Source organism: Effusibacillus consociatus (genome assembly GCF_042652925.1).
Classification (GTDB): domain Bacteria; phylum Bacillota; class Bacilli; order Tumebacillales; family Effusibacillaceae; genus Effusibacillus; species Effusibacillus consociatus.
Genome location: NZ_JBHSHC010000072.1, coordinates 1 through 21355, shown reverse-complemented (window position 1 = coordinate 21355; position 21355 = coordinate 1). Strand labels below are relative to the sequence as shown.

The window sequence follows — 21355 nt, the reverse complement described above, 5'->3', positions numbered from 1 at the left end:
CTTGTGTACGGCTTATTTGGTATGCGCTTTTTCTTGGATACGTGCATTTGCTAAGGATTTCAGACTTCTTCCTCATTTCATGGAGATTCAATCTTCTGGCGCTATGATACCACATTTTTATGATTTCTTAGACATGGAAATAGCCCGTGAAAGTCACGGGCTATTTCCATGCAACGATTTATTCGAATTGGAACAATGCAGTTGACAGATAACGCTCACCAGTGGATGGAGCAACAGTCACAACTTTCTTGCCGGCACCCAGCTTCTGTGCTACCTGCAGGGCTGCGTAGATGTTTGCACCGGAAGAAATTCCGACCAAAATCCCTTCTTCCTTGGCAACCTTGCGTGCAAATTCAAATGCCACTTCGTTGTCCACCGTAATTACTTCATCGATCACTTCACGGTTCAGAATATCCGGAACAAATCCTGCACCAATCCCCTGAATCTTGTGCGGACCCGGTTGGCCGCCAGACAACACAGGCGAAGCGGAAGGTTCAACGGCTACGATTTTCACATCCGGACCGATTTCCTTTTTGAGTACTTCACCAACACCAGTGATTGTACCGCCAGTACCCACACCGCCAACGAACGCGTCCACTTGGCCGTCCAAAGCCGCCAGGATTTCGCGGGCAGTTGTTTCACGGTGAATTTTCGGGTTAGCAGGGTTTTTAAACTGCTGCGGAATGAAATAGTTGGGATTTTCAGCTTTAATTTCTTCAGCCTTGGCAATAGCACCCTTCATGCCCTGCGCTCCTGGAGTCAGCACCAGTTCTGCACCGTATGCACGAAGCAAGTTCCGCCGTTCCATGGACATCGTATCAGGCATGACAAGGATGGCACGATAGCCTTTCGCTGCAGCCATCATCGCGAGACCAATTCCGGTATTTCCGGAAGTAGGTTCGAGGATCGTATCTCCAGGCTTAATAATGCCTTCTTTTTCCGCTTCTTCAATCATCGAGAGGGCAATACGATCCTTCACCGATCCGCCCGGATTAAACGATTCCAATTTCAAATAAATTTCCGCATCATTTGGACCAGCTACATGATTTAACTTCACAATCGGAGTATTGCCGATCAATTCAGCGATCGAGTTTGCAACCTTCACCTATGGGGCCCCCTTTTAAATATCCGACTAAACTAGTTGGTTTAGTGATATTTTACTACTTTTGTTGAATTTGGTCAATTAGTGTTTCCAATTGTTCACTGGAAAAGAAGTATTTGTCCTTGCAAAATGAACAAACCAGCTCCGCGCCCTGGTCTTCCTCAATCATACTCCGCAGTTCTTCCGCCCCCAGTGACACCAGTACCCCTTCCAACCGCTCGCGATTGCAGCTGCATCGAAAGCGCACAGGTACCTTTTCGTGAAACTTGACCTCACCCGGAATCAAACGTTCCAGTATGGTTTCCGGAGTCGTACCTTCCGACAACAAAGAAGTGACACCCGGAATTTGAGACAGCTTTTCCTCGATATAGGAAATCTCTTCATCTGTCACACCGGGAAGCAGCTGAAGGATAAATCCTCCTGCGACTTTAACGGTATAGTCTCTGTCTACGAGCACTCCAACGCCAACTACAGAGGGCGTCTGTTCACTCTGTGTGAAGTAGTATGCGAAGTCTTCTCCCAATTCTCCCGAGATGATTTCTACCGACCCGCGGTAGGGTTCCTTGAGCCCAAGATCTTTAATTACGTATAAAAATCCGTCTCTGCCGACCGCACCCGCAACATCAAGCTTCCCTATGGAATTTAACGGGAGATCAACCTGAGGGTTGGTGCAATAAGCCCGAACCTCTCCCTCAGCGTTGGCATCAACGACAATCTGACCGATCGGTCCGTTGCCTTTCACTTGAATGGTTAACCGGTCTTTCCCTTTCAGCATGATCCCCATGATGGCCCCAACGGTTGCCGCTCTGCCCATAGCGGCCGTAGCCACAGGAGTAGCGTTGTGCCGATTTCTTAGTTCCTCAACCAATCCGGTTGTAATCGTGCCAAATGCGCGAAGTTTTCCCTCCAGTGCAGTTGCACGGACGATATAATCACTCATTCGAGACCTCCTGCGTTCATTTCGTTCCCACATCTATGTTAGCATGTTCTTCCCGGCGGAAGAAGTATTCAAAAAATAAAGGTTCAGTAACAAAGTCCAGGGAACATAATTCGACAAATCGACAAAAAAAGGAAAATCCAAATCATCGTCGTATGGAATAAGTACCTCTACCAACCCATACGAAAGGGATGATTTGGATGCTTACCCATTGTATCATGCAGTTCGAAATGAGGAAAGTTCCTTACCGAATTATGAGACAAGAAGAGATTCCGTTCGGTTACCCGAACGCCGGACTTCATCGCGATCTCGCCTTATTAACAGACGGCGGGCATTGTCCCAACTGCGGAGCATGGTGCACGTATGTTCATGAACGATGCCCTAGAGTTGTCATTTCCGGAAGTTTCAACGGCACTCCTGTTTACGATTCCTTTGTGCACCGTCGATTTACATGCGACAACTGCCATCGCACCTTTATGGAACGACTCTCTTGGCTGGAACCGTATCAACAATTGACGGAGTCAGGTAAAACCGCTTTGCTGTACACTGCTGCGGACAGCACGTTTAAAGCGACAGGCGTAGACTTTGGACGTAGTGGCCAAAATGTCAAGGTTCATGTTCGTCGACATTACAACTCGCTCCAGACAGACGACTTCAATAATCGAACAACGCCTGCTTACATGGGCATTGATGAAATTAGTCTTGCCAAGGGCAAAGGGAGCTACCGCTTGGTGGTATATGATCTCACCGTGCCGTGGCGTCCTCAGTTGATGCGAATCCATGATTCACGCAAAAAGGATGAAGTCGCTGCCCTACTGCGTCAGTTCAAACACCCAGAACAGATTATCGCAATTGCTATTGATATGTGGGAACCTTACAAAACGGCGATTGAAACCGCCTTACCCCATGTTTTGGTCGTAATCGATGCCTTTCATGTGATTCAAGCGTCAACCAAAGCTTTGGAAGAGGTACGCAAAGCGATCCAGAGTAGGCTAACCAAAGAACAGGCTTTGGCTTTGAAACAAGATAAAGAGTTGTTCAATCGCCCGATTGAAGACTTGTCGGCTGACGAGAAAGAACGCCTGCAAGCTTGGGAACAAGCCATTCCAGAGTTAGCACTGGCCGTTTCTCTGCATCAGAAGCTTCGCTGCTTATACCGTTGCCGGGACTTTGAAGAAGCACTAGACTTGTTGGCAGATTGGGAGCGTGAAGTCATCGCTGCTGGCTTAGACCCATTTCACAAAATGTTGAGAACCATTTGGAATTGGCTTCCTGAGATTATGAATCGATTTATATGCAAAATATCCAACGCGAAAACGGAGGGTAAGAACAACCAACTTCGCGCGATGAATAAACAGGGTTTCGGTTATTCCATTGCCTCTCTTAGAGCAAGGATGCAAATAAAAGAGGATCAGACCGCCGTCATTCGATGTCGGCAGCACCAGGATTGTAAACAGAAAAAATCAGGTTAGACCCCATTCGACAACAGTTGAGTCATCATTGCTTTTGTATTGTCGAATTTTGTCGGTTATCCCGGAAGATGTTACTGAACCAAAATAAAAAAAGGAGCCCAATGGGCTCAAGGAAGGAAGGTGTTTAAAGAGGGTCGAAATAGCTAACACGATTCTTGTCTTTATTATAATTGAGAAAGATTATCATTGTCAACTATAGATTCTGCTTTCTGGCCCAGTACCAGCGAAGCTGACACCAGGGGCAAAGAAGATTGAAATATTTGGTATCCTTTGCCCCTGTCAAACGACGGAGGTATTTCTTTTTTAATCCTGTATGGTTTGTCGCCTCTTTTTTATTTTGTAGGAGGAATAAGACTATGGTTAGTTTTTATCGTCTGGTTCGTCATCAGTTATTAATTGTAAAGGGAAATGCACGTAAAAGTTACCGTCGAGAATATAAAAACAACAGTCAACATCGATAATAAGATCTTTAGACAGGTGTCCAGCTTTAACTGGTTTATGATGAGCAATGTCGTTACAGCCAGCACACAACGTATAATAATTGTCCAAAAAATTATCAAATTAGTTCTCCATAAGTTTTATTTGTCACTCATTGTCGAAAATTACTTATTTCCAAATATATGAACTTATAGTATATTATACCTGTAAGTAAAACTACTAATTGGGGTGATAGTTTGTGAAAAAACTGTTTGCGTTCATTTTGGCAATTCTGATGGTATTTACTTCTGCACAAGCGTTTGCCGCTGGCAACGGAAAGCAAATTCAAATTTCAGCCGAAGACGAAAAATTTCTTCTTCAGCATTGGGAAAATGAAGGTGTAGACAAAGCAACACAGAAAAAACTTCTCGACAAAATCAAGAAAGGGGAAACGCTCGACTCCGATAAACCCGAAAACATTGAGAAAGTAAGCAAAGCATTAGCAATCAAAGGGGCGGGAAGAAAAAAAGTAACCTTCCGGGACGGTTCATTCGTTATTCAGTCGGTTTCAGGCGGAACCGTTTCTTGCGGAACTGGATATTGTAACTATACTGACGCAACAGTCGAACGAACTGCTTGGTAGGGTGGAATGCAATTCAAAGCGAACTTTACTGTACTTAACACCACTGGAAGTTATATTTCGAGAGTTTACGACGCACAGACTTGGGGAGCTGGTTCTTATAGCGATGTAAACCTAAGCATCGCAAAAGCTCAAGAAAGTCTCGAAGGATATGCGGAAGCAGTACTACGTGCAAACCATACTGCGTTCGGTTGGGTTTCAGTAACAAGAATTCTGAAATTATATGTCGGAGCGAGCCAGTATTGGGATTGGGCAAACTACTAAGGTGGTAAAAAGAATGGAACAATCAACCGCAAACACTTTGTTCGAAGGCGTAACCATCGGATTCATTGTCCTATTCGCCGCTATCGTTGTGTCAGCAAGCATAATAGCCTATCGCTACTTTAAACGGAAAAAATCATAACCTAGACTGGAAAGGCGGTCATATATGTGGCCGCCTGTATTCTTCATCAGTATTCCTTCGGCAGAAGTATGGTTGTATGGTTTTTTTGTCTTATGAAGTTTGAATCGGTAATCTTATCTAATTGAATGCCGCAGTCGATAAAGCTTATAATTCCGGAGTTCTCCTAATCGCTTCCGCAGGTAATAACGGTTATGACCCAAAAGGAACGATTATCTATCCGGCTGCATACGATTCAGTTATCGCTGTGGGTGCAGATGATCAGCAGAACAATCGAGCAAATTTTTCTAGTGTTGGTCGCCAATTGGAACTAATGGCTCCTAGAGTTGGAATCGAAAGTACAGTACCGGGAGGATATGCTTTGTATAGTGGAACTTCTATGGCGGCCCCCATGTAACTGGCGTAGCAGTTCTCAAATGGCAAGAGAAGCCGAGTTTGACTAATTTGCAAATACGAAACACTTTAAATAAAACATCCGTTCCTCTAGGAGATTCTTTTTCCTATGGAATGGGGTAGTAGATGCTCTTGCCGCAGACAACTATCCGGAGACCACCACTACAAGCAGTGGAGGGAAAAAGAAATTGTAGAACATGATGCCTCTGTAGATTTGACAGAGGCATTTTTACGTCTGTATCGAATTCTAAGAGTCTTAGTACACGATACTCACTTCACATTTAATTCGATCTACTTTGCGGGTGGTATCAGCTACTCTGGTACTACCCCTTTTTCCTCCATCTCCAGATTTCAGTTTGATATACTTGTAAACAGAGGAAGGTGAGAAACTTGGACAACCGTAAGATCATGCATGTCGATATGGATGCTTTTTTTGCGGCAGTTGAACAACGGGACAACCCGTCTTTACGAGGTAAACCGGTAATTATTGGAGGCTCTCTTGAGTCGCGCGGCGTTGTATCGACAGCCTCTTATGAAGCCCGCCGTTACGGAGTGCATTCCGCCATGCCTATTTCTGAAGCTAAACGGCGCTGTCCGAACGGAATCTTTCTGCCTGTAGACGGTGCGAAATACCGGGAAGCATCCCGCCATATTTTTCGGATATTCAACCGCTACACGCCTCTTGTGGAAGGGCTCTCTCTTGATGAAGCATTCTTGGATCTTACCGGATGTGAGAAACTGTTTGGACCCGTGATCACGATTGCCCAAAAAATCAAATCGGAAATCCACAATGAGCTGGGCTTGACCGCTTCCGTGGGACTTTCCTATTGCAAATTTCTTGCAAAAATGGCCTCGGATATGGACAAACCGGACGGACTTACCGTAATCGGACCGGCCGAGCTGGCCACACGGATTCATCCCATGCCCATTGCAAAACTGTGGGGAGTCGGGAAAAAAGCGGCTCCTCAACTGGAGCGGCTGGGGATCCGAACAATCGGCGATGCAGCCAAGATGGATCTTCATGCCATACGCCGTTATGTCGGCAGTTTGGCTGACCATATTTATATGCTGGCGCAGGGCATCGACCCCCGTCCCGTGGAACCCTACCACGAGCGAAAGTCGATCGGACAAGAAGTCACTTTCGCCGAAGATGTCGGAGATATCCAGTTCCTGCATACCACGCTTCTGGCACATGCAGAGATTGTCGCGCGCGAATTGCGCCAGCGAAAGCTCGAAGCCAAAACCATTACTTTAAAATTGCGGTATCCGTCGTTCCAAACGATCACCAGAAGTCATACGGTAGCCGAACCGACTCAACTGGATGACACCATTTATCAGATCGCCCGTACATTGTTAGCAAAATGTGAGCTCAAGCCGAATGAAAAAGTGAGACTGATCGGAGTCTCCACGAGCGGACTCGTCCCGGAACGGGGCCATCAACAAGTCACTCTCTTTGAAGAAGCCCCTGAGAAGTCCCACAAACTGATGCAGGCGGTGGATTTGATTAAAGATAAATTCGGGGAGCGGGCCGTTACCCGAGCGAGGTTGGTTAGGAAGGAATAGCAAAAGGGAGTGTATCGTTACACCCCCTTCGAAATCACTCACCGATTTTTCTCCCAAATCATCCGTAATCCTTTCAGCGTAAGGAAAGGATCAACTTCTTGAATCGTATAGGAATCAATGGCTATTAACCTGGCGAATCCGCCGGTGGCAATGACCTTGAACGGAAGCCCCATTTCTTCTTTGATTCGGTTTACGATGCCGTCTACCTGCCCGATAAAACCGTAATACACACCCGACTGGATATTGGTGACCGTATTGCGACCCACTACGGATGGTGGGCGAACAAGTTCGATCCGAGGAAGCTTGGCCGCTCTCTGGAAAAGGGCGTCTGTCGAGATTCCGATGCCCGGAGCAATCGGTCCGCCCAAATACTGGCCTTTTTCATTCAATACACAAAAGGTGGTCGCCGTTCCGAAATCCACAACAATTAAAGGCGGTCCGTAGATTTCAAGCGCCGCCACCGCGTTAACGATCCGGTCGGCACCTACCTCACGCGGATTTTCCATATTAATATTGAGACCTGTTTTGATGCCCGGTCCCACCACCAGGGGTTTGATTCCAAAGTATTTGTCACACATGCGCTCAAGCGCAAACATCAAAGGGGGTACCACGGACGAAATCACTATCGCATCTATGTCTTCATAGCGAAGTCCTTTATCCTGAAATAATCCCTTGACCAGAATTCCGAACTCGTCTTCCGTTCGCTCCCGAACAGTAGCAAGCCGCCAGTGATAAGCCAACTCGTTTCCGTCATAGACTCCCAACACAATATTTGTATTTCCGACATCAATTACAAAAATCACTCGAACTCCCCCTGCCCCCGCTCCTGTTTTTTGTCTATTCCTCCGTAAGTAACTCGAGGGAAATATCAAGACTCCTGGCCGCCGTTGTAAGCGCCCCGACGGTGATATAGTCCACACCGGTTTTTGCGATGTCGACAATGGTCTCCTCCGTAACATCTCCCGATGCTTCGGTCAGCGCACGCCCTGCTATCCTGTCAACTGCTTCCCGAATCGTTTCGGGATTCATGCTGCCGAGCAGAATTATATCTGCTTTGACTTCCAGTGCTTCTTCAATTTGTTCCAAAGAATCGACTTCCACTTCTACCTTTGTGGTATGAGGGATTTGGTGACGAGCCGTCATTATTGCCTGTTTGATTCCGCCGGCGATCCGTATATGGTTGCTCTTTATCACGACGGCGTCATAAAGTCCGAACCGATGATTTCGCCCTCCGCCAACCGTAACAGCATATTTCTCCATGATTCGGAGACCGGGAGTGGTTTTTCGGGTATCTACGATTTTTGCATTGTAATAGCGAACAAGCTCCACAAAGCGGGCAGTTCGAGTGGCAATACCTGATAACCGTTGAACAAAATTTAACGCTACACGTTCGGCGGTAAGAATGGAACGGGCGGATCCTTCCACTTCCAGGATGGCTTGTCCCGATGCCACAGCTTCTCCATCTTTGGCGCGTGCCGTAAGCTTTAAATCGGGATCCACTGTTTTGAACACATGCTCGGCTATTGGGAGTCCCGCCAAAATACCCGGTTCTTTCATAACCAGGGCACCTTTTACTTTGTGTTCTTCCGGTACAATGCTGTTCGTCGTAATATCGCCAAACCCGATATCCTCTTCCAACGCTCGTGCAAGTAAAGATTCAATCACTCGAAGATCCAGCTTCATCAGACGGCACCTCTTGCCTGGGAAATTTTCTCGTTCCAGAAAAGCACCCGGGAAACCCGGGTGCTTTATTTATACTCTGTCTGGATACCTTATTCCTGCTTATTTTGATCCTCGGATTTTGTTTCATCGTCAGCTTTCGGATGAGTCGCTTCCGGGACTTGTTCACCCTTCATTAAAGCTTCAATCTGCGCTTTATCGAGAGTTTCTTTTTCCAAAAGCGTCTGGGCCAAAAGTTCCAGCTTATCCCGATGCTCGGTCAGAACTTTCTCGGTCCGCTTGTAGCAAACGTCAATGGTTTCACGCATTTCTTTATCAATCTCATAGGCGATTGCATCACTGTAGTTCTGTTCGGATGCAATGTCACGTCCCAAAAAGACTTGACCTTGGCGATGGCCGAATTGTAAGGGACCCAACTTTTCACTCATCCCAAATTCGGTAATCATTCGGCGGATGATGCCCGTAGCTCGCTCCAAATCGTTATGGGCGCCTGTAGAAATTTCGCCCAAAACCAATTGTTCGGCTACCCGCCCCCCAAGAAGACCGCACACTTTATCAAGCATTTCGCTCCTGGTTGCAAACCAGCGATCCTCTTTCGGCAGCATCACGGTATAGCCACCCGCCATACCGCGGGGGATAATGGTCACTTTGTGAACCTCGTCAGCTCCCTCAAGGAAGTAGCCTACAACTGCGTGACCCGCTTCATGGTAGGCCACCAGTCGCCGTTCCTTCTCGGAAACCACGCGGGATTTTTTCTCCGGACCGGCAATCACACGGTCAATCGCTTCGTCAACCTCGGGCATTTCAATTTCTTTCTTGTTGCGTCTTGCAGCCAACAAAGCTGCCTCATTCAGTAAGTTTTCAAGATCCGCACCGGTGAATCCGGGAGTCATCTTGGCGATTCCGTCAAGGTTGACCTCAGGAGCCAAAGGCTTGTTTCTTGCATGTACTTTCAGGATTTCCTGTCGTCCTTTCACATCCGGGCGATCAACCGTAATTTGGCGGTCAAAACGTCCGGGTCGCAGCAAGGCCGGGTCAAGAATGTCCGGGCGGTTCGTTGCGGCTACGATGATAATCCCTTCGTTTGCACCGAATCCGTCCATCTCAACAAGCAGCTGGTTCAACGTCTGTTCACGCTCGTCGTGACCACCGCCAAGGCCGGCTCCACGGTGACGGCCGACAGCGTCTATCTCATCGATAAAGATGATACATGGGGCATTTTTCTTCGCCTGCTCAAACAAATCCCGGACCCGGGACGCACCGACACCAACGAACATCTCGACAAAGTCAGAACCGGAAATGGAGAAAAACGGAACGCCCGCTTCACCGGCAGCCGCCCGTGCAAGCAAAGTTTTCCCGGTACCTGGTGGTCCGACAAGCAATACCCCTTTCGGGATTCGGGCACCCAATGCGGCAAATTTCCGGGGATCTTTCAGAAACTCCACAACTTCCACCAATTCGTTCTTCTCTTCGTCCGCACCCGCCACATCATTGAATGTGACTTTCTTCTTTTCTTCCGTATACAGCTTCGCGCGGCTTTTGCCGAAGTTCATCACTTTCGAACCGCCGCCCTGCGCTTGGTTCAAGAAGAAGAAGAACAAGAGGAACATAATAATAAACGGCAGCAGCCCTGTCAATAACGTGATCCATACGGAGTCACGCGGAGGCTCGTTAATTCTGACCTCAGCCTTTGTAGTCAAGAGCTCTTCTGAGAACACTTCACTGATAATGGCACGAGATGTAACTCTGTCTCCATTGTCCATCGTTACATTGAGCTTAAGAGTAAGACCATCGGGGGTAACTTCAACCGTTCTCACCTTTCCCGCCTTCAATTGATCCATCACATAGTTGAAGGGCTTTTCGGTCGGTTCGGCTTTTTGTCCGGTGACAAAGCTTACAATCCCCACAATGATAAGAAAAATCATCAAATAGAATCCGAGATTCCGGAAAACTCTGTTCATCTCTTACCTCCTCCCGGTCACAACGCGGAAAAGCATAGCAGCGACCTTATTATCAACTATATACATCTGGCTTCAAAATCCCTACATATGGCAGGTTGCGATATTTTTCCGCATAATCAAGACCGTACCCGACAATAAACTCATCCGGTACTTCAAACCCTGAATAATCGGGTGTGATCTCAATCTTGCGACCGCCAGGCTTGTCAAACAAAGTGACAATCTTAACGGATACAGCATTGCGACGCAGCAGGGTATCTCTCAGATAAGACAGAGTCAACCCTGAATCCACAATATCTTCCACGATCAGCACATGTCGTCCTTCCAAGCCAGTTTCCAGATCCTTCAGGATTCGAACCACACCTGAAGATTTCGTCGATACCCCGTAGCTCGATATCGCCATAAAATCCATCTCAAGCGGCATGTCGACTTTTTTTACCAAATCTGCCATAAACAGAACAGCGCCTTTGAGTACACAAATTACCAGTGGATTTTTGTCCGCATAATCCGCCGCAATTTGCTTGCCCAATTCCGCAATCCGGTTCTGAATCTGTTCTTCGGTGAACAAGATTTGCTTTATATCATTGCGCATTCTGGCTGCTACCCCCTGTGTCGTTTATGTCACCTCTGAACCGTTTCTATCTACGCTTATGCGGAGTGTCACTCGAGTTTCCGGGCGCACCGGCGCTAGGCTTCCGCGGCGAATTCCGGTCACCCATACGATTTGATTCTCCAGCACCCATAAGGGCCAGTGATCCCGCTGCTCTCTGGGAACTCGCGCTTCCATCAGAATCTCTTTGATCTTCTTGGTTCCCGCCATTCCCTGCGGTCGGAAAACGTCTCCATGCCGACGCGAACGAATAACAAACTTTCGTCCCTTTATGTCGTCGTAATCGAAAACGGCCTCCCATGGATTTGAAGGGGAAACCGACCCCTTTACCAATTCGAGCGATCCTCGTATAGGAAACTCCGAAAGCTCAAAAAAATGGGGGACAGAAACCGTTTCTTCCAACAGATGCGGAACCGGCAACTCCGCTCGGATCTCCTCCGCCGGAGAGGAATATCCCATTTTCTTCCCAATATGTAATAAATCATATTCCCTCCAAGCCTGAATTCCATCCGGCAAATCGATTCGGGCAGAAGGGTTCGAGTGCTGCGCTAAACGGAGAATTTGCTCAATATGTTTAGCTTCCCACTCTTTGGTATGTCCGCATAGATAATATAATATTAGTGTAATTGTCCGACGTTGTAAAGCAACCGGGGCGTCCAAGAGGCGACACGTTTGAAGTGTCATTTTCTTGTCATTTTTCTCAAGCATCGCTTGCTGAAGAAGAACCTCCGTCTGTTCTTCCAGGTAACGGTCCTCGTCGGCCGCAATTTTCCCCAATTGTAGAAGTGCCCGCTTTATGTTTCCATTATATTGGGATTGGAGTAAAGGAATTAGTTGTAATCGTATCTTATTACGAAAATACTCGGTTAATGCATTTGATGAATCAGTTCGGTATGGAATATTTGCTACTCGACAGTATTCCTCAATTTCTTCTCTTCCTATGTACAAAAATGGACGCACAAGCTCAAGTTCGTTCATCTGTCTTCGTAAAGGGATACCAGCCAGCCCGGATACGGACGTCCCCCTTAAAATTCGCATCAAAATCGTTTCCGCCTGATCATCCGCATGGTGAGCCAATGCCAATTTGTTTGCGCCAATCGACTGCGCTGTCTCTTCAAAAAATTGATACCGCAGTTCTCTGGCCGCAACCTGTGTAGGGACGTTTTTCTCTTCTGCGAAAGCTTTTACATGCGGCTGTCCGAGATGAAAGGGAAGATTGAGCTTGCAGCAAAGATCCTCAACAAATCTGGCGTCTTCGATTGACTCCTCCCCGCGCAGGCCATGCTCCACATGGGCAACGTGAAGTTCCCACCCTTCTTCTTCAGCCAGCTCGTGCAAAACGTATAACAGAGCAACCGAGTCGGCGCCGCCGGAAACTCCCGCCAGGATCCGGTCCCCATTTTGAAAAAGGCGATCTTCCTTAATCGTCCGTCTCACTCTGTCCAACACGCTGCTTCCTCCTGTCCATCCGAACCAAAGCCCCTGCCAATACCAAGCCGGCAGCAACCCCGCCTGCCATCAGGAAAGTTTGGGTTGCGTTCGCAATTCCCGTTATATAATCCTCTGCCACGAATGCGCGCATCGTATTTAGTGCGCTCATCCCCGGCACAAGCATCAGAATGCCCGAAACTATAAAAACCGTACCCGGCAGCTTCTGCATGCGGGCAAGCACTTCGCTGGCAACAGACACAAAGAACGCCCCGGCGAATACCCCCGCCACCGGACTCATGTGTAAAGCTTCTGCCCCGTCCCGAATCAGCAGCGCCCCGGCACCCACCAAACCTGCCGGCAGTAACGCACGCTTAGGCACATTATAGATCACAGCAAAGGCAACGGTCGCAAGAAATCCCATCAGAAGGCGGATCATTGAACTAAACCTCCCGCCTGCAGGACAAGCACCAGAGCAACCGCCACAGCGATTGCAAAAGCGGTTAAAAACGCTTCCGCCGAACGTGCCACCCCGGATAGCAAATCGTTTGCCATCAGATCTCTCACCGAATTGGTGACCGCCAATCCGGGAACCAGCGGAATCAACGCTCCCAAGCTGATTTTGTAAAATTGTTCCCCAACCCCAAGCCTCACGAACAATAAAGCCATCATGGTTGACGCAAACGCCGCAAAAAAGACAGCCAAAAAGCGGGGCATCCAGCGATCGAACACTTCCATCAGAAAATTGGCAAGACCTGCACAAACGGCACCCGGGATAAAATCGGCCCACATCCCGTCGAACAGGATTGTGAATCCCCCTCCCGCCAAGGCTCCGCAGACATGTCTCAGCCAACTGGGGTACTCCGGCTTTGCGGCTTCAATTTCCAACAACTTCTCCCACACCTGCTGCATGGTTATATGTCCACGCTCAAATTGACGGGACAAATCATTGATTCTGGATACCTTTGTCAAATCCACCTGCAGTCCTTCCCCGATCCGGTACATCCGTGTCTCGTTCCCTTCATCGGACGTTACACTGATGAAAATACCTGTCGGGGTAACAAAGCTGTATACGGATTTGACACCGCTTGCCAATCCCAGCCGTTCGATTGTTTCTTCCGCCCGGGCCGTTTCGGCCCCATTTTTCAGCATCAAAGCGCCTGCTTTTAAGCAAATTTTTACCGTTTGTAGGAGATGTGTACTCGTATTCATGCTTTTATTTTACCATAAAAAGGCGCAGCACCATCGACATGGAAAGAACCGCCGATCCAATTACCAGCCAATGTGACCAATCCCATTCCCGTGAAAGCTCCCTGTCGATTTTTCGAAAAAATCGGCCTGTTCCTTTTGATCCTTTTCCTTCTCGATCAGAAACCGGGATTTGTAAGACGGCCACCCTCATCTGGCGTGCATTTCGAAACCCGCCGCGCCACGCTTTCTCGAGCATTGGCAGCCATGCTCTTGTTGCCGGGCTTTGTGAAAGGTGTTTTCGGATTTTGATGAAACCCGATCTGCCGGGAATTATCTTTTGGGTGTCCGGAAGCAGCAGCTTTACCAGCAGCATGGCGGCAGCAAACAAATCATATCCGGATTCCGCCCGCCGGGAACCGGTATGCCAGGTTGCGCGATCATACCACTCGGTATATTGCCGGATTCCCTCTCCCAAGCGGGTGGCTCCCCCAAAATCCACAAGACGGACTTCCCCTGTGATCGGATTCACCAGCACATTCTCCGCTTTCAAATCTCCAAATGCATACCCGATCTCATGAAGCTGCTGCAGGAAATCCAACAACTGTAGAGCAATGGAACGTATCGCCGTGAACCCAATGTCCCGAATGTAGGAGGAGACCGGAATCCCTGCTATGTACTCCATTGTGTAGAAGAACACCTGCTTCCCGTCTTCCATCACCGCATCGTCCAAATCGGAAACAAAAGGTCCGAGGCGAAAGCCTTGGACCGTATTCGTACCACCACTCTGGAGTTTGTTCTGCAGTTGTCGGAGGAGTCTGTATTCGAGTGCAATTCCGGTCGCATCGGTTGACAGTTTCAAAGCATATTTTCGGTTGTTTTCCAACGCCAGGTAGACCTGTCCGTTCGCTCCGGATCCAAGCGTTCGAATGATTCGGTAGGAGCGACCGTTCCACCGCCCACGCACATCAGACGACGTAACTGCGTGCGCTCCCATACAATCGCTCCTTCCCGCTCACGAATAAACTGAGCGCTTGCTCGAGAGCAGGACCAGTCGGAGTGCCGCCCGAAGCGGTCAGTTCGCTGCTTAATGCAGTCAGTCCCGGCCTCTCGCAGAATTGGGACACAATCTTTGCAACCCCGCCTGCTGACGGATAGGTCATAACAGCTACCTGATGCTTCCCTTTCCTTGCATCCAGACCAATTTCCAAATCGCGGATTGCGTCCCGGACCTGCGGCAGCTTATCGTTCATGCTTGCCGATACATCCACCAATAACACAAGGCGGAGTTCAGCTTCTTCCCCCGCCTGATCGATGACACGGGCAATCTCCATCCGTTTGTCCGGAGGCAAATCGGTCATCTCACTCCCCACAATAGCCCGTAACTCCTTGTTTACGGCTTGCTGTATCGTCATCTGCATCGTATAGCGGGTCATCATGTGCATGGTTTGAGCAAGCTGCCGCATCTCAACAATCCGGCTCATTCCGCCACCCGCTGCAGCAATTTCCCGCACCTCCCGTTCTCCGCTGCTGCGAAGTGAACCTCCGTCCACGATTCCTATCACATTCACTCCGATTCCATGTTCACGGGCTACTTCCGCCGCGTGAACCGGATTTCCTCCAATGTTTGAACACCCATCGGTAATCAATAGAATTTGCTTTAATTCAACTTGCTCCCACATACTCCCAACTCCTCGGTTACTATACTAATTCTAGTATGTCCGAGGAGATAGACTGTTAAAACAGGATGTCCAACTTGTTACAGGTTACTCAGCAGCCCCTTGCACCGTTACCGGATTGGCTGCAACCGCTTTTTTGCGCTTGATTCGTTTCATTCCCGGCAGACGAATCGTTGCCCATTCAGGGTGATACTTTTCGATTCGGGCCACCAGGACCGTCATATCGTCCACGATCTTTCCGTGGTTGACGCGTACCGCAAGCTCGACCAGCATATCTGCAATCGCCTGCGGATCCGTAGAGTCGAACCTTGCAATTTGTTTCTTCAGCCAGTCCTCCTTGTCAAATACATGCTTTGGAGCATCATAAATGCCGTCTGACATCAGGATCAACAAATCCCCTTCCTTTAAGTCGGCCACCACAGTCTGAATATCGATATCCTGCAGAATTCCAATAGGCACATTTTCACCCCGGACGGAAATCACCTCGTTCCCCCGTTTTACAAAGGACGGTACAGACCCGATTTTTAAAAATTCGGTTTGTGCATTAAACTGATCAATCAGTGCCAAATCCAAAGTTGTGAATATTTCGTCTCTTGAACGCAGAAGCAGCACTGAATTCACCGTCTTGATCGCAAGCTGTTCGTCAAAGCCGGCCTTCAGCAGCTGCTGCAGCAATCGTATGGCCGCACTCGATTCCTGCATAGCCCGCTCACCGTTGCCCATCCCGTCAGATACGGCAACCGCGAATTTTCCATTGCCAACGTCAAGAGTGGTAAAGGAATCCCCGCTGAGAATTTTCCCGTCTTTTGCGGCGGATGTGACCGCAGTTTCCACATGATATACTTTCGCCGAACGGAATACCGCTATTAAACAGCCATCCCCGTCCGTCCGTTTTTCCGCAACCGTAATATTTTCCCCTATAACCTCAGACAGTAAGGGGGCAATCAGTTTCTCGCACTCGCTCATATCGTTGGCGACGGTCTGCGTCACCTCAATCTCAACTTTCCCCTCTTCCAATGAAATGATATCGACGGAACGGATGGACAATCCCAACTGCTCCAATGACGCAACGATAAGCTCTTCATGATCCGCCGATGCGTGGTTTTCTTTTTGCAGCTCCTCCGTCAGCTCTCTCATGATCGCGGAAACTCCATGCAATTGAGCCGCAACAAGGTCTCTGCTATCCTGCAACCGTTTTTGCCACATCAAATCCCGTTTCATCGAGTCGGTAACTTGATACATTGCAGGCAGCACTTGGTCGGTTCGAACACAACGTTTTCGGAGATCGGGCGGAATGCTTTCCTTCACAACAACTCCGCTCGTATCAAGTACCTCCAAGGTTTCGCGGAATGCATGGAAAGTCTGGTAAAAATCCCTGTCCCAACACTGCTCCCTTTTAAAGCAGGAGGAACAAACCTGCTTGGCCACCGACTCTACGGTCGCACTAAGCGCCTCATCCTCTCCACGGTGCGGAATTGCCGCGAGTTGAGAAAAGGAGCGTGACAACTCCTGAAACACATTCGACACTTCTCGAATTCGTCCCGCCATCAGGTCCCGAACCCGTCGAGCGTAGTCCTGCTGCGACAGGTAATGCTGATGAGTGCCGGGTACATATCGCGACACCTGCTCGATAAATCCTTTAGGAGTTAACAGCAGCAGGACCAATCCGCAAAGAGTCTCCTGCACCGCAACCGCCACCTGCGGCAGATCCTGCACATATACGGCCAAGATTGCTGTTCCTAAGACAAATCCGATACCGACCCCGATCTTCCTGGCGTCTTTTAATAATCCTCCCAATAATCCGGAAAGTGCGAGCATTCCGATTTGGCCCACGGCAGTCAGACTGGCCATCGCGAGTATGATTCCAGTGACAACACCAACGCTGGCTCCCACTCCGGCCCCTCCAATAAAGGCGAAAAGCATGATCAGATACCGGCTGAAAATATTTTCAAATGACATCGATCCAAGTTGAACCCCCGATAATCCGGTCAAAACGGATGCCATCAAGATCACCAAACAGAAAATTTCTTCATTCCGAAGCTCTTTCACCCCGCGCTGGAACGTAAAAATCGGCAGCGACTGGATAAAGATCAAGGTAAGAACCATCGCCAGGAACCCTTCAATAAGTCCCATCATCAGCGAATAGCGAGACATATCATTCAACGCAACCGCAAACCCGATCTTGGAGCCGGCATCCACCAAGAACACCACAAATGGGATCATATTCAAGCTTAACGCCTTCTTTCTGGACAGAAGGCCATGAACCCCTCTATAGAGGGCAAGCATTCCCACTAACGTCAATACATGACCGATACTATGGACGGTTGCCGCTCCTAACAGTAACGCGATCATCACTTTCGTTGAGATGGCTTTTTTCAGTCTCAGCATCACAGCATACAACGATAGGGCAAAAGGTGAGATCTCCCCGAGGATCTCAGCCCTGCCCAACAAGAAAGCCATCAGGACCAGCACGGCCGATGATTTGATTAGCGCTTGTTTCTCCCACCATTTTTTTAGGCTTGTCCACTTCGATTCCCGATCCGTATTTTCTTGTCCGCCTACAACCGTTTCCCCGGCACTTGCAGAAGCACCCTGCAGTCCTATCCTCCAGATCCGTTTCCACACAACGATTCCCCCTGCTCCTCGATTAAGTAGCCACATTATAGCAAGGCATGTCTACAAAGTTTGTCGTAACCGCACGATGAAAACGATCTTTTTTCCGACAAGATACCCCTTTCCGCCAAGAAATTTATAGTTTTAGCCTCGCTAAACAGCCATACAATCCTCTGTTCTTTTCGGTTCTTTCTCCAGCAAGAAACAGGTTCCCTCGAAATCGATGCCTGTTCCTGGGGAAAAATGAGCACCATCTATGTCGAAACCTTTTTTTCCAGTCGACAGAAAAACTGAAAATCGGTATCGTTATAAGTAATAGACTGGTACGTTAAGGAGCGAATTGGATGCGGCCGATCAAATACTCCATCTATATGAATATTGCGGAAGAGCTTGCAAGGGCTTCCACTTGCCGAGTTCATGTGGGTTGTGTGGTAGTAGGACCTGATGGAGTCATACACGGACTTGGGTACAACGGATCCCTGCCAGGCCATCCGCACTGTGAAGATGTTGGCTGTGATTTTGACGATCACGGCCATTGCAGAGCAACGCTCCATGCCGAACGAAACGCATTGCGGCGGGCATCCGAAAAAGCCCGTAGCGGGATTGCATTTGTCACCCATTTTCCCTGTCCCGATTGCGCAAAAGAATTAGTCGATTACGGAATCGTTGCCGTGGTTTTCAAGAACGATTACCGCCGCAGCCCGATATCCGTTCGAATCTTGGAAAGAGCAGGTATGCAAGTCGTGCCGTTTGCTGGAAAAAAGGATGAAGATTGGATTGCACTTGAAGTAAAAATCGGATGGCGCTCACCCACAACAGGAGGTATCGTTGGATGACCACTTCCCATATGAAAACAATTACTCTTCCCCGGCTAAACAAGTTAACCCCTACGCTGGAATCCACCGCGCTGAAATTACTGGAGGAAGCAGGGGAACTGGCACAGGCCATCGGGAAGTTCCGCAACCTGTCAGGTGAGAACAATGTGGTGGATGAACACGTGATGGAGAATATCGCAAGCGAGCTTGCTGATACGGCGCAAACCTGCATCACGATGATGTATGTATTGGAAGAAAAATATGGAGTCAATATCGATAAAGTATTGGAAGAGCATATTGTAAAATTAAAGAAAAAAGGATACTGTGACTAATCTTTTCAATGATTGTTCCAAAAGCGCACATTTTCCCGTCCTCACGCGTATACTAGAGCACCGAGCCTAGACATGAGGAGGGGAATGACATGCCTAGTTGGCTGCGAAACCAACTGCAGCGCGCCTTCCGGGAACGTGATAAACATTCGGTCATCATGTTGAACCGGGTGTTTTATAAATATAGAAGAAATGTGCACGAATACACCCCACAAACTGACGTAAAGCGCTGACGAGTATTCAGGCACCAAATGTGAACGCAATGTGAACAAAGGGGGAACCTCCCCCTTTTGTTTTTGACAGGGTGAAATTTGAGGTCTATAATGGAATCGACTCGCATTTTCGTGGAAACCCTGTAACTGAGGTGAATCATCAGATGACACTGCATCCAATTCTTACGGCTATCGTACTTATTATTTTCGGCGTTTTGGCGGTACCGCCAATGCTTTCGTTAGTTCGTGAACGCCGCTTCTTTTTGGCCGGTCTCATGTTTATTACATTCGTATGTTTTGTCGCTGCAGGAATCGTGTCTTCCACTGTCCCACCGGGCCAAGCGTAATCCTTGAACTTTGAGCCGTAAAGCAGCAGCCCTCTACCTTTGATTTTTCATAGGTAGAGGGCTGTTCATGTGATGGGAATTTTTCTTATAGGACCAATTGTTTGATTGAAAAACGGGCTCTTTAACGGTTCTCGTCCCGTCGAAGCCGCCCATCGTACAAGTATGCATACCCTTTGGTCTTTGCCGCGAGGCAGATTGTTTTTGTTCTTTACTTTGTCCTCTCCCGGCGCCGGTAATAGGCAATCATCCACCATAAGGGAAATCCTAACAAAGCCAGAACGGCCAATCCGATTCCTATATATGACCAAATAATCGTATGCATGCAGAAAGCCCCCTTTGAAACCGTCTTTTACTAGTTTGCTTCAGGAGACCCCAATATATTAAAAATCACCGCACTTTGCGGTGATTTTTGATAAAGTGAGGAACTTCTCCCTTCGCTTTGAACAATAATTTATTTGTAATTGTAAAAATCGAAGGTCCAAGTATCAGAAGAATCGGATATTGTACATTTTTGATGTGAACCGAATGTACGGTAAGTATCCTTCGCATGTATTGGATACCATTCGGATGGAGCAGTTACCGAGAAAGTATTAATGGAAGCATGAACCTGTAATCCTTGATTTACACGCCCAACTCCGTAAGCCCATCCTATAGCACTAAGATTAATGTATCGGTTTGATATCTGAATATAAGAATCTTGAGGTTCCCAACCACCAGTTACTTTTGTAAGATCGTAATACAAATTATTATTAGGATCGTACCAGTTATCCCAATAAATGGTTGAGTACGCCTTCACACTTATGGAGGGGTCCGTACCAGAATTATAAAGTGACCCAGAACCATTATAACCTTCTGTAGTTACAGATTCATTGATGTTCGACTTGTTTGTAGGTATTAAAGCAAAACTGGTTGTTACAAATGATTCTTTTACACTTCCGTCCGGGTGTTTTTCAACTTTTATCCGTTGAGTGGTAGTGTATGTTTTGACCTTCTCTTTTACTTTTGTTTTAGTATTTTCCAGTTCTGCCACAGAAGAAAATGGTTTTTTTTCTAAGTCAGTGATTCCTTTCGAAGCCCTTTCAAATAGAGATTTTTGATCCTTAATTTCTTCCTTCTCAAAAAGAATTTTGGGAGTTTCGGATGTACTTTGCGCTAATGCTCCAGAACCCAGTGTTACGAGACACATTCCAAAAACCAATAATCCGTATAACGTTTTTCGCATTCTCACTACCTCCCACTATAAATTAATGTTTTCTCGCATTTTCTCACTCAATCTCAAAATTCCAACCAACGACACCCTTAAGGGATGGAGAAGAAATGTATTTTTGTTATATTTTTCTGGGATAAGCCGTTGCGGGAATAGAGATTGGCGTATGGTTTCCAATCTATGGATCCTGACGATATGATCGCACCTTGGCCCTTGCGGTTTACCCTCCCATGTCACACTGGGTCTAAGCCCTCACATTCCTTCGTTCTACCTCTCAAGGGGTGGATGCCGCTTCTTGCTCCTTTACTGGGTCGTAGCCCTTACGGTGATGATTCTGCGGCTTCTCCGTGCTTCCGTTGTCTTTG

21 protein-coding genes and 1 pseudogene are annotated in these 21355 nt (G+C 47.9%); 9 read left to right on the top strand and 13 right to left on the bottom strand.

Going from position 1 to position 21355, the window contains the following annotated elements:
* Positions 1 to 178 precede the first annotated feature (178 nt).
* Both cysK and hslO read right to left on the bottom strand, forming a co-directional pair.
* Entirely contained in the window at positions 179 to 1105 is a 927-nt protein-coding gene (gene cysK / locus ACFO8Q_RS09305) for a cysteine synthase A (RefSeq protein ID WP_380025497.1), read from the bottom strand.
* A 55-nt stretch (positions 1106 to 1160) separates the two neighbouring features.
* The gene (hslO, locus tag ACFO8Q_RS09300; protein ID WP_380025495.1) at positions 1161 to 2042 is read right to left on the bottom strand and encodes an Hsp33 family molecular chaperone HslO; all 882 of its coding nucleotides are present in this window, start codon (positions 2040 to 2042) and stop codon (positions 1161 to 1163) included.
* 197 nt (positions 2043 to 2239) lie between these two features.
* On the opposite strand from hslO, the gene ACFO8Q_RS09295 reads away from it, so the two are divergent.
* The 5 genes and pseudogenes from ACFO8Q_RS09295 (at position 2240) to dinB (ending at position 6924) form a co-directional block, all read left to right on the top strand.
* Entirely contained in the window at positions 2240 to 3511 is a 1272-nt protein-coding gene (locus tag ACFO8Q_RS09295) for an ISL3 family transposase (RefSeq protein ID WP_380025494.1), read from the top strand.
* A gap of 676 nt (positions 3512 to 4187) precedes the next feature.
* Positions 4188 to 4571: a hypothetical protein gene (locus ACFO8Q_RS09290; protein ID WP_380025493.1), complete on the top strand. Its 384-nt coding sequence runs from the start codon at positions 4188 to 4190 to the stop codon at positions 4569 to 4571.
* Between the two features lie 274 nt (positions 4572 to 4845).
* Positions 4846 to 4971 (top strand): hypothetical protein, encoded by a 126-nt coding sequence (locus ACFO8Q_RS09285; RefSeq protein WP_380025492.1) that lies wholly within the window; start codon positions 4846 to 4848, stop codon positions 4969 to 4971.
* A gap of 121 nt (positions 4972 to 5092) precedes the next feature.
* A pseudogene (locus ACFO8Q_RS09280) lies at positions 5093 to 5484 on the top strand (S8 family serine peptidase).
* Between the two features lie 258 nt (positions 5485 to 5742).
* The gene (dinB, locus tag ACFO8Q_RS09275; protein WP_380025491.1) at positions 5743 to 6924 is read left to right on the top strand and encodes a DNA polymerase IV; all 1182 of its coding nucleotides are present in this window, start codon (positions 5743 to 5745) and stop codon (positions 6922 to 6924) included.
* 38 nt (positions 6925 to 6962) lie between these two features.
* Here dinB and ACFO8Q_RS09270 read toward each other — a convergent pair whose 3' ends face one another.
* From ACFO8Q_RS09270 to spoIIE, 10 genes are all read right to left on the bottom strand, one after another.
* A complete protein-coding gene (locus ACFO8Q_RS09270; RefSeq protein WP_380025490.1) occupies positions 6963 to 7727 on the bottom strand; it encodes a type III pantothenate kinase in 765 nt (254 codons plus the stop codon).
* Between the two features lie 34 nt (positions 7728 to 7761).
* On the bottom strand, positions 7762 to 8607 hold the full coding sequence (gene nadC / locus ACFO8Q_RS09265) for a carboxylating nicotinate-nucleotide diphosphorylase (protein WP_380025489.1): 846 nt from the start codon (positions 8605 to 8607) through the stop codon (positions 7762 to 7764).
* An 89-nt stretch (positions 8608 to 8696) separates the two neighbouring features.
* Positions 8697 to 10565 carry an ATP-dependent zinc metalloprotease FtsH gene (gene ftsH, locus ACFO8Q_RS09260; protein ID WP_380025488.1) on the bottom strand — a complete coding sequence of 623 codons (1869 nt, stop codon included), beginning with the start codon at positions 10563 to 10565 and terminating at the stop codon, positions 8697 to 8699.
* 52 nt (positions 10566 to 10617) lie between these two features.
* Complete coding sequence (gene hpt / locus ACFO8Q_RS09255; RefSeq protein WP_380025487.1) at positions 10618 to 11154, bottom strand: hypoxanthine phosphoribosyltransferase; 537 nt, start codon at positions 11152 to 11154, stop codon at positions 10618 to 10620.
* A 24-nt stretch (positions 11155 to 11178) separates the two neighbouring features.
* Positions 11179 to 12621: a tRNA lysidine(34) synthetase TilS gene (gene tilS, locus ACFO8Q_RS09250; protein WP_380025486.1), complete on the bottom strand. Its 1443-nt coding sequence runs from the start codon at positions 12619 to 12621 to the stop codon at positions 11179 to 11181.
* On the bottom strand, positions 12593 to 13039 hold the full coding sequence (locus ACFO8Q_RS09245; protein ID WP_380025485.1) for a threonine/serine exporter family protein: 447 nt from the start codon (positions 13037 to 13039) through the stop codon (positions 12593 to 12595). Before ACFO8Q_RS09245 ends, tilS begins: the two co-directional genes overlap by 29 nt.
* A complete protein-coding gene (locus tag ACFO8Q_RS09240) occupies positions 13036 to 13812 on the bottom strand; it encodes a threonine/serine exporter family protein (protein ID WP_380025484.1) in 777 nt (258 codons plus the stop codon). Before ACFO8Q_RS09240 ends, ACFO8Q_RS09245 begins: the two co-directional genes overlap by 4 nt.
* Positions 13813 to 13816: 4 nt before the next feature.
* Positions 13817 to 14785, bottom strand: coding sequence for a protein kinase domain-containing protein (locus tag ACFO8Q_RS09235; RefSeq protein ID WP_380025483.1), 969 nt, complete (start codon positions 14783 to 14785; stop codon positions 13817 to 13819).
* Positions 14757 to 15470: a vWA domain-containing protein gene (locus ACFO8Q_RS09230; protein WP_380025482.1), complete on the bottom strand. Its 714-nt coding sequence runs from the start codon at positions 15468 to 15470 to the stop codon at positions 14757 to 14759. The genes ACFO8Q_RS09235 and ACFO8Q_RS09230 overlap by 29 nt, the downstream gene beginning before the upstream one ends.
* A gap of 84 nt (positions 15471 to 15554) precedes the next feature.
* A complete protein-coding gene (gene spoIIE / locus ACFO8Q_RS09225; protein WP_380025481.1) occupies positions 15555 to 18092 on the bottom strand; it encodes a stage II sporulation protein E in 2538 nt (845 codons plus the stop codon).
* A gap of 332 nt (positions 18093 to 18424) precedes the next feature.
* Here spoIIE and ACFO8Q_RS09220 point away from each other — a divergent pair, with 332 nt between their 5' ends.
* The 4 genes from ACFO8Q_RS09220 to ACFO8Q_RS09205 all read left to right on the top strand — a co-directional run bounded on the left by ACFO8Q_RS09220 (position 18425) and on the right by ACFO8Q_RS09205 (position 19783).
* Positions 18425 to 18916, top strand: coding sequence for a deoxycytidylate deaminase (locus tag ACFO8Q_RS09220; RefSeq protein ID WP_380025480.1), 492 nt, complete (start codon positions 18425 to 18427; stop codon positions 18914 to 18916).
* Positions 18913 to 19227, top strand: coding sequence for a MazG-like family protein (locus ACFO8Q_RS09215; protein ID WP_380025479.1), 315 nt, complete (start codon positions 18913 to 18915; stop codon positions 19225 to 19227). The genes ACFO8Q_RS09220 and ACFO8Q_RS09215 overlap by 4 nt, the downstream gene beginning before the upstream one ends.
* An 89-nt stretch (positions 19228 to 19316) precedes the next feature.
* Complete coding sequence (gene cmpA, locus ACFO8Q_RS09210; RefSeq protein WP_380025478.1) at positions 19317 to 19457, top strand: cortex morphogenetic protein CmpA; 141 nt, start codon at positions 19317 to 19319, stop codon at positions 19455 to 19457.
* Positions 19458 to 19600: 143 nt separating this feature from the next.
* Positions 19601 to 19783: a hypothetical protein gene (locus ACFO8Q_RS09205; RefSeq protein WP_380025477.1), complete on the top strand. Its 183-nt coding sequence runs from the start codon at positions 19601 to 19603 to the stop codon at positions 19781 to 19783.
* A gap of 451 nt (positions 19784 to 20234) precedes the next feature.
* On the opposite strand, the gene ACFO8Q_RS09200 is transcribed toward ACFO8Q_RS09205, so the two are convergent.
* Positions 20235 to 21005, bottom strand: a complete 771-nt coding sequence (locus ACFO8Q_RS09200; RefSeq protein ID WP_380025476.1) for a hypothetical protein — start codon at positions 21003 to 21005, stop codon at positions 20235 to 20237.
* Positions 21006 to 21355: the final 350 nt, after the last annotated feature.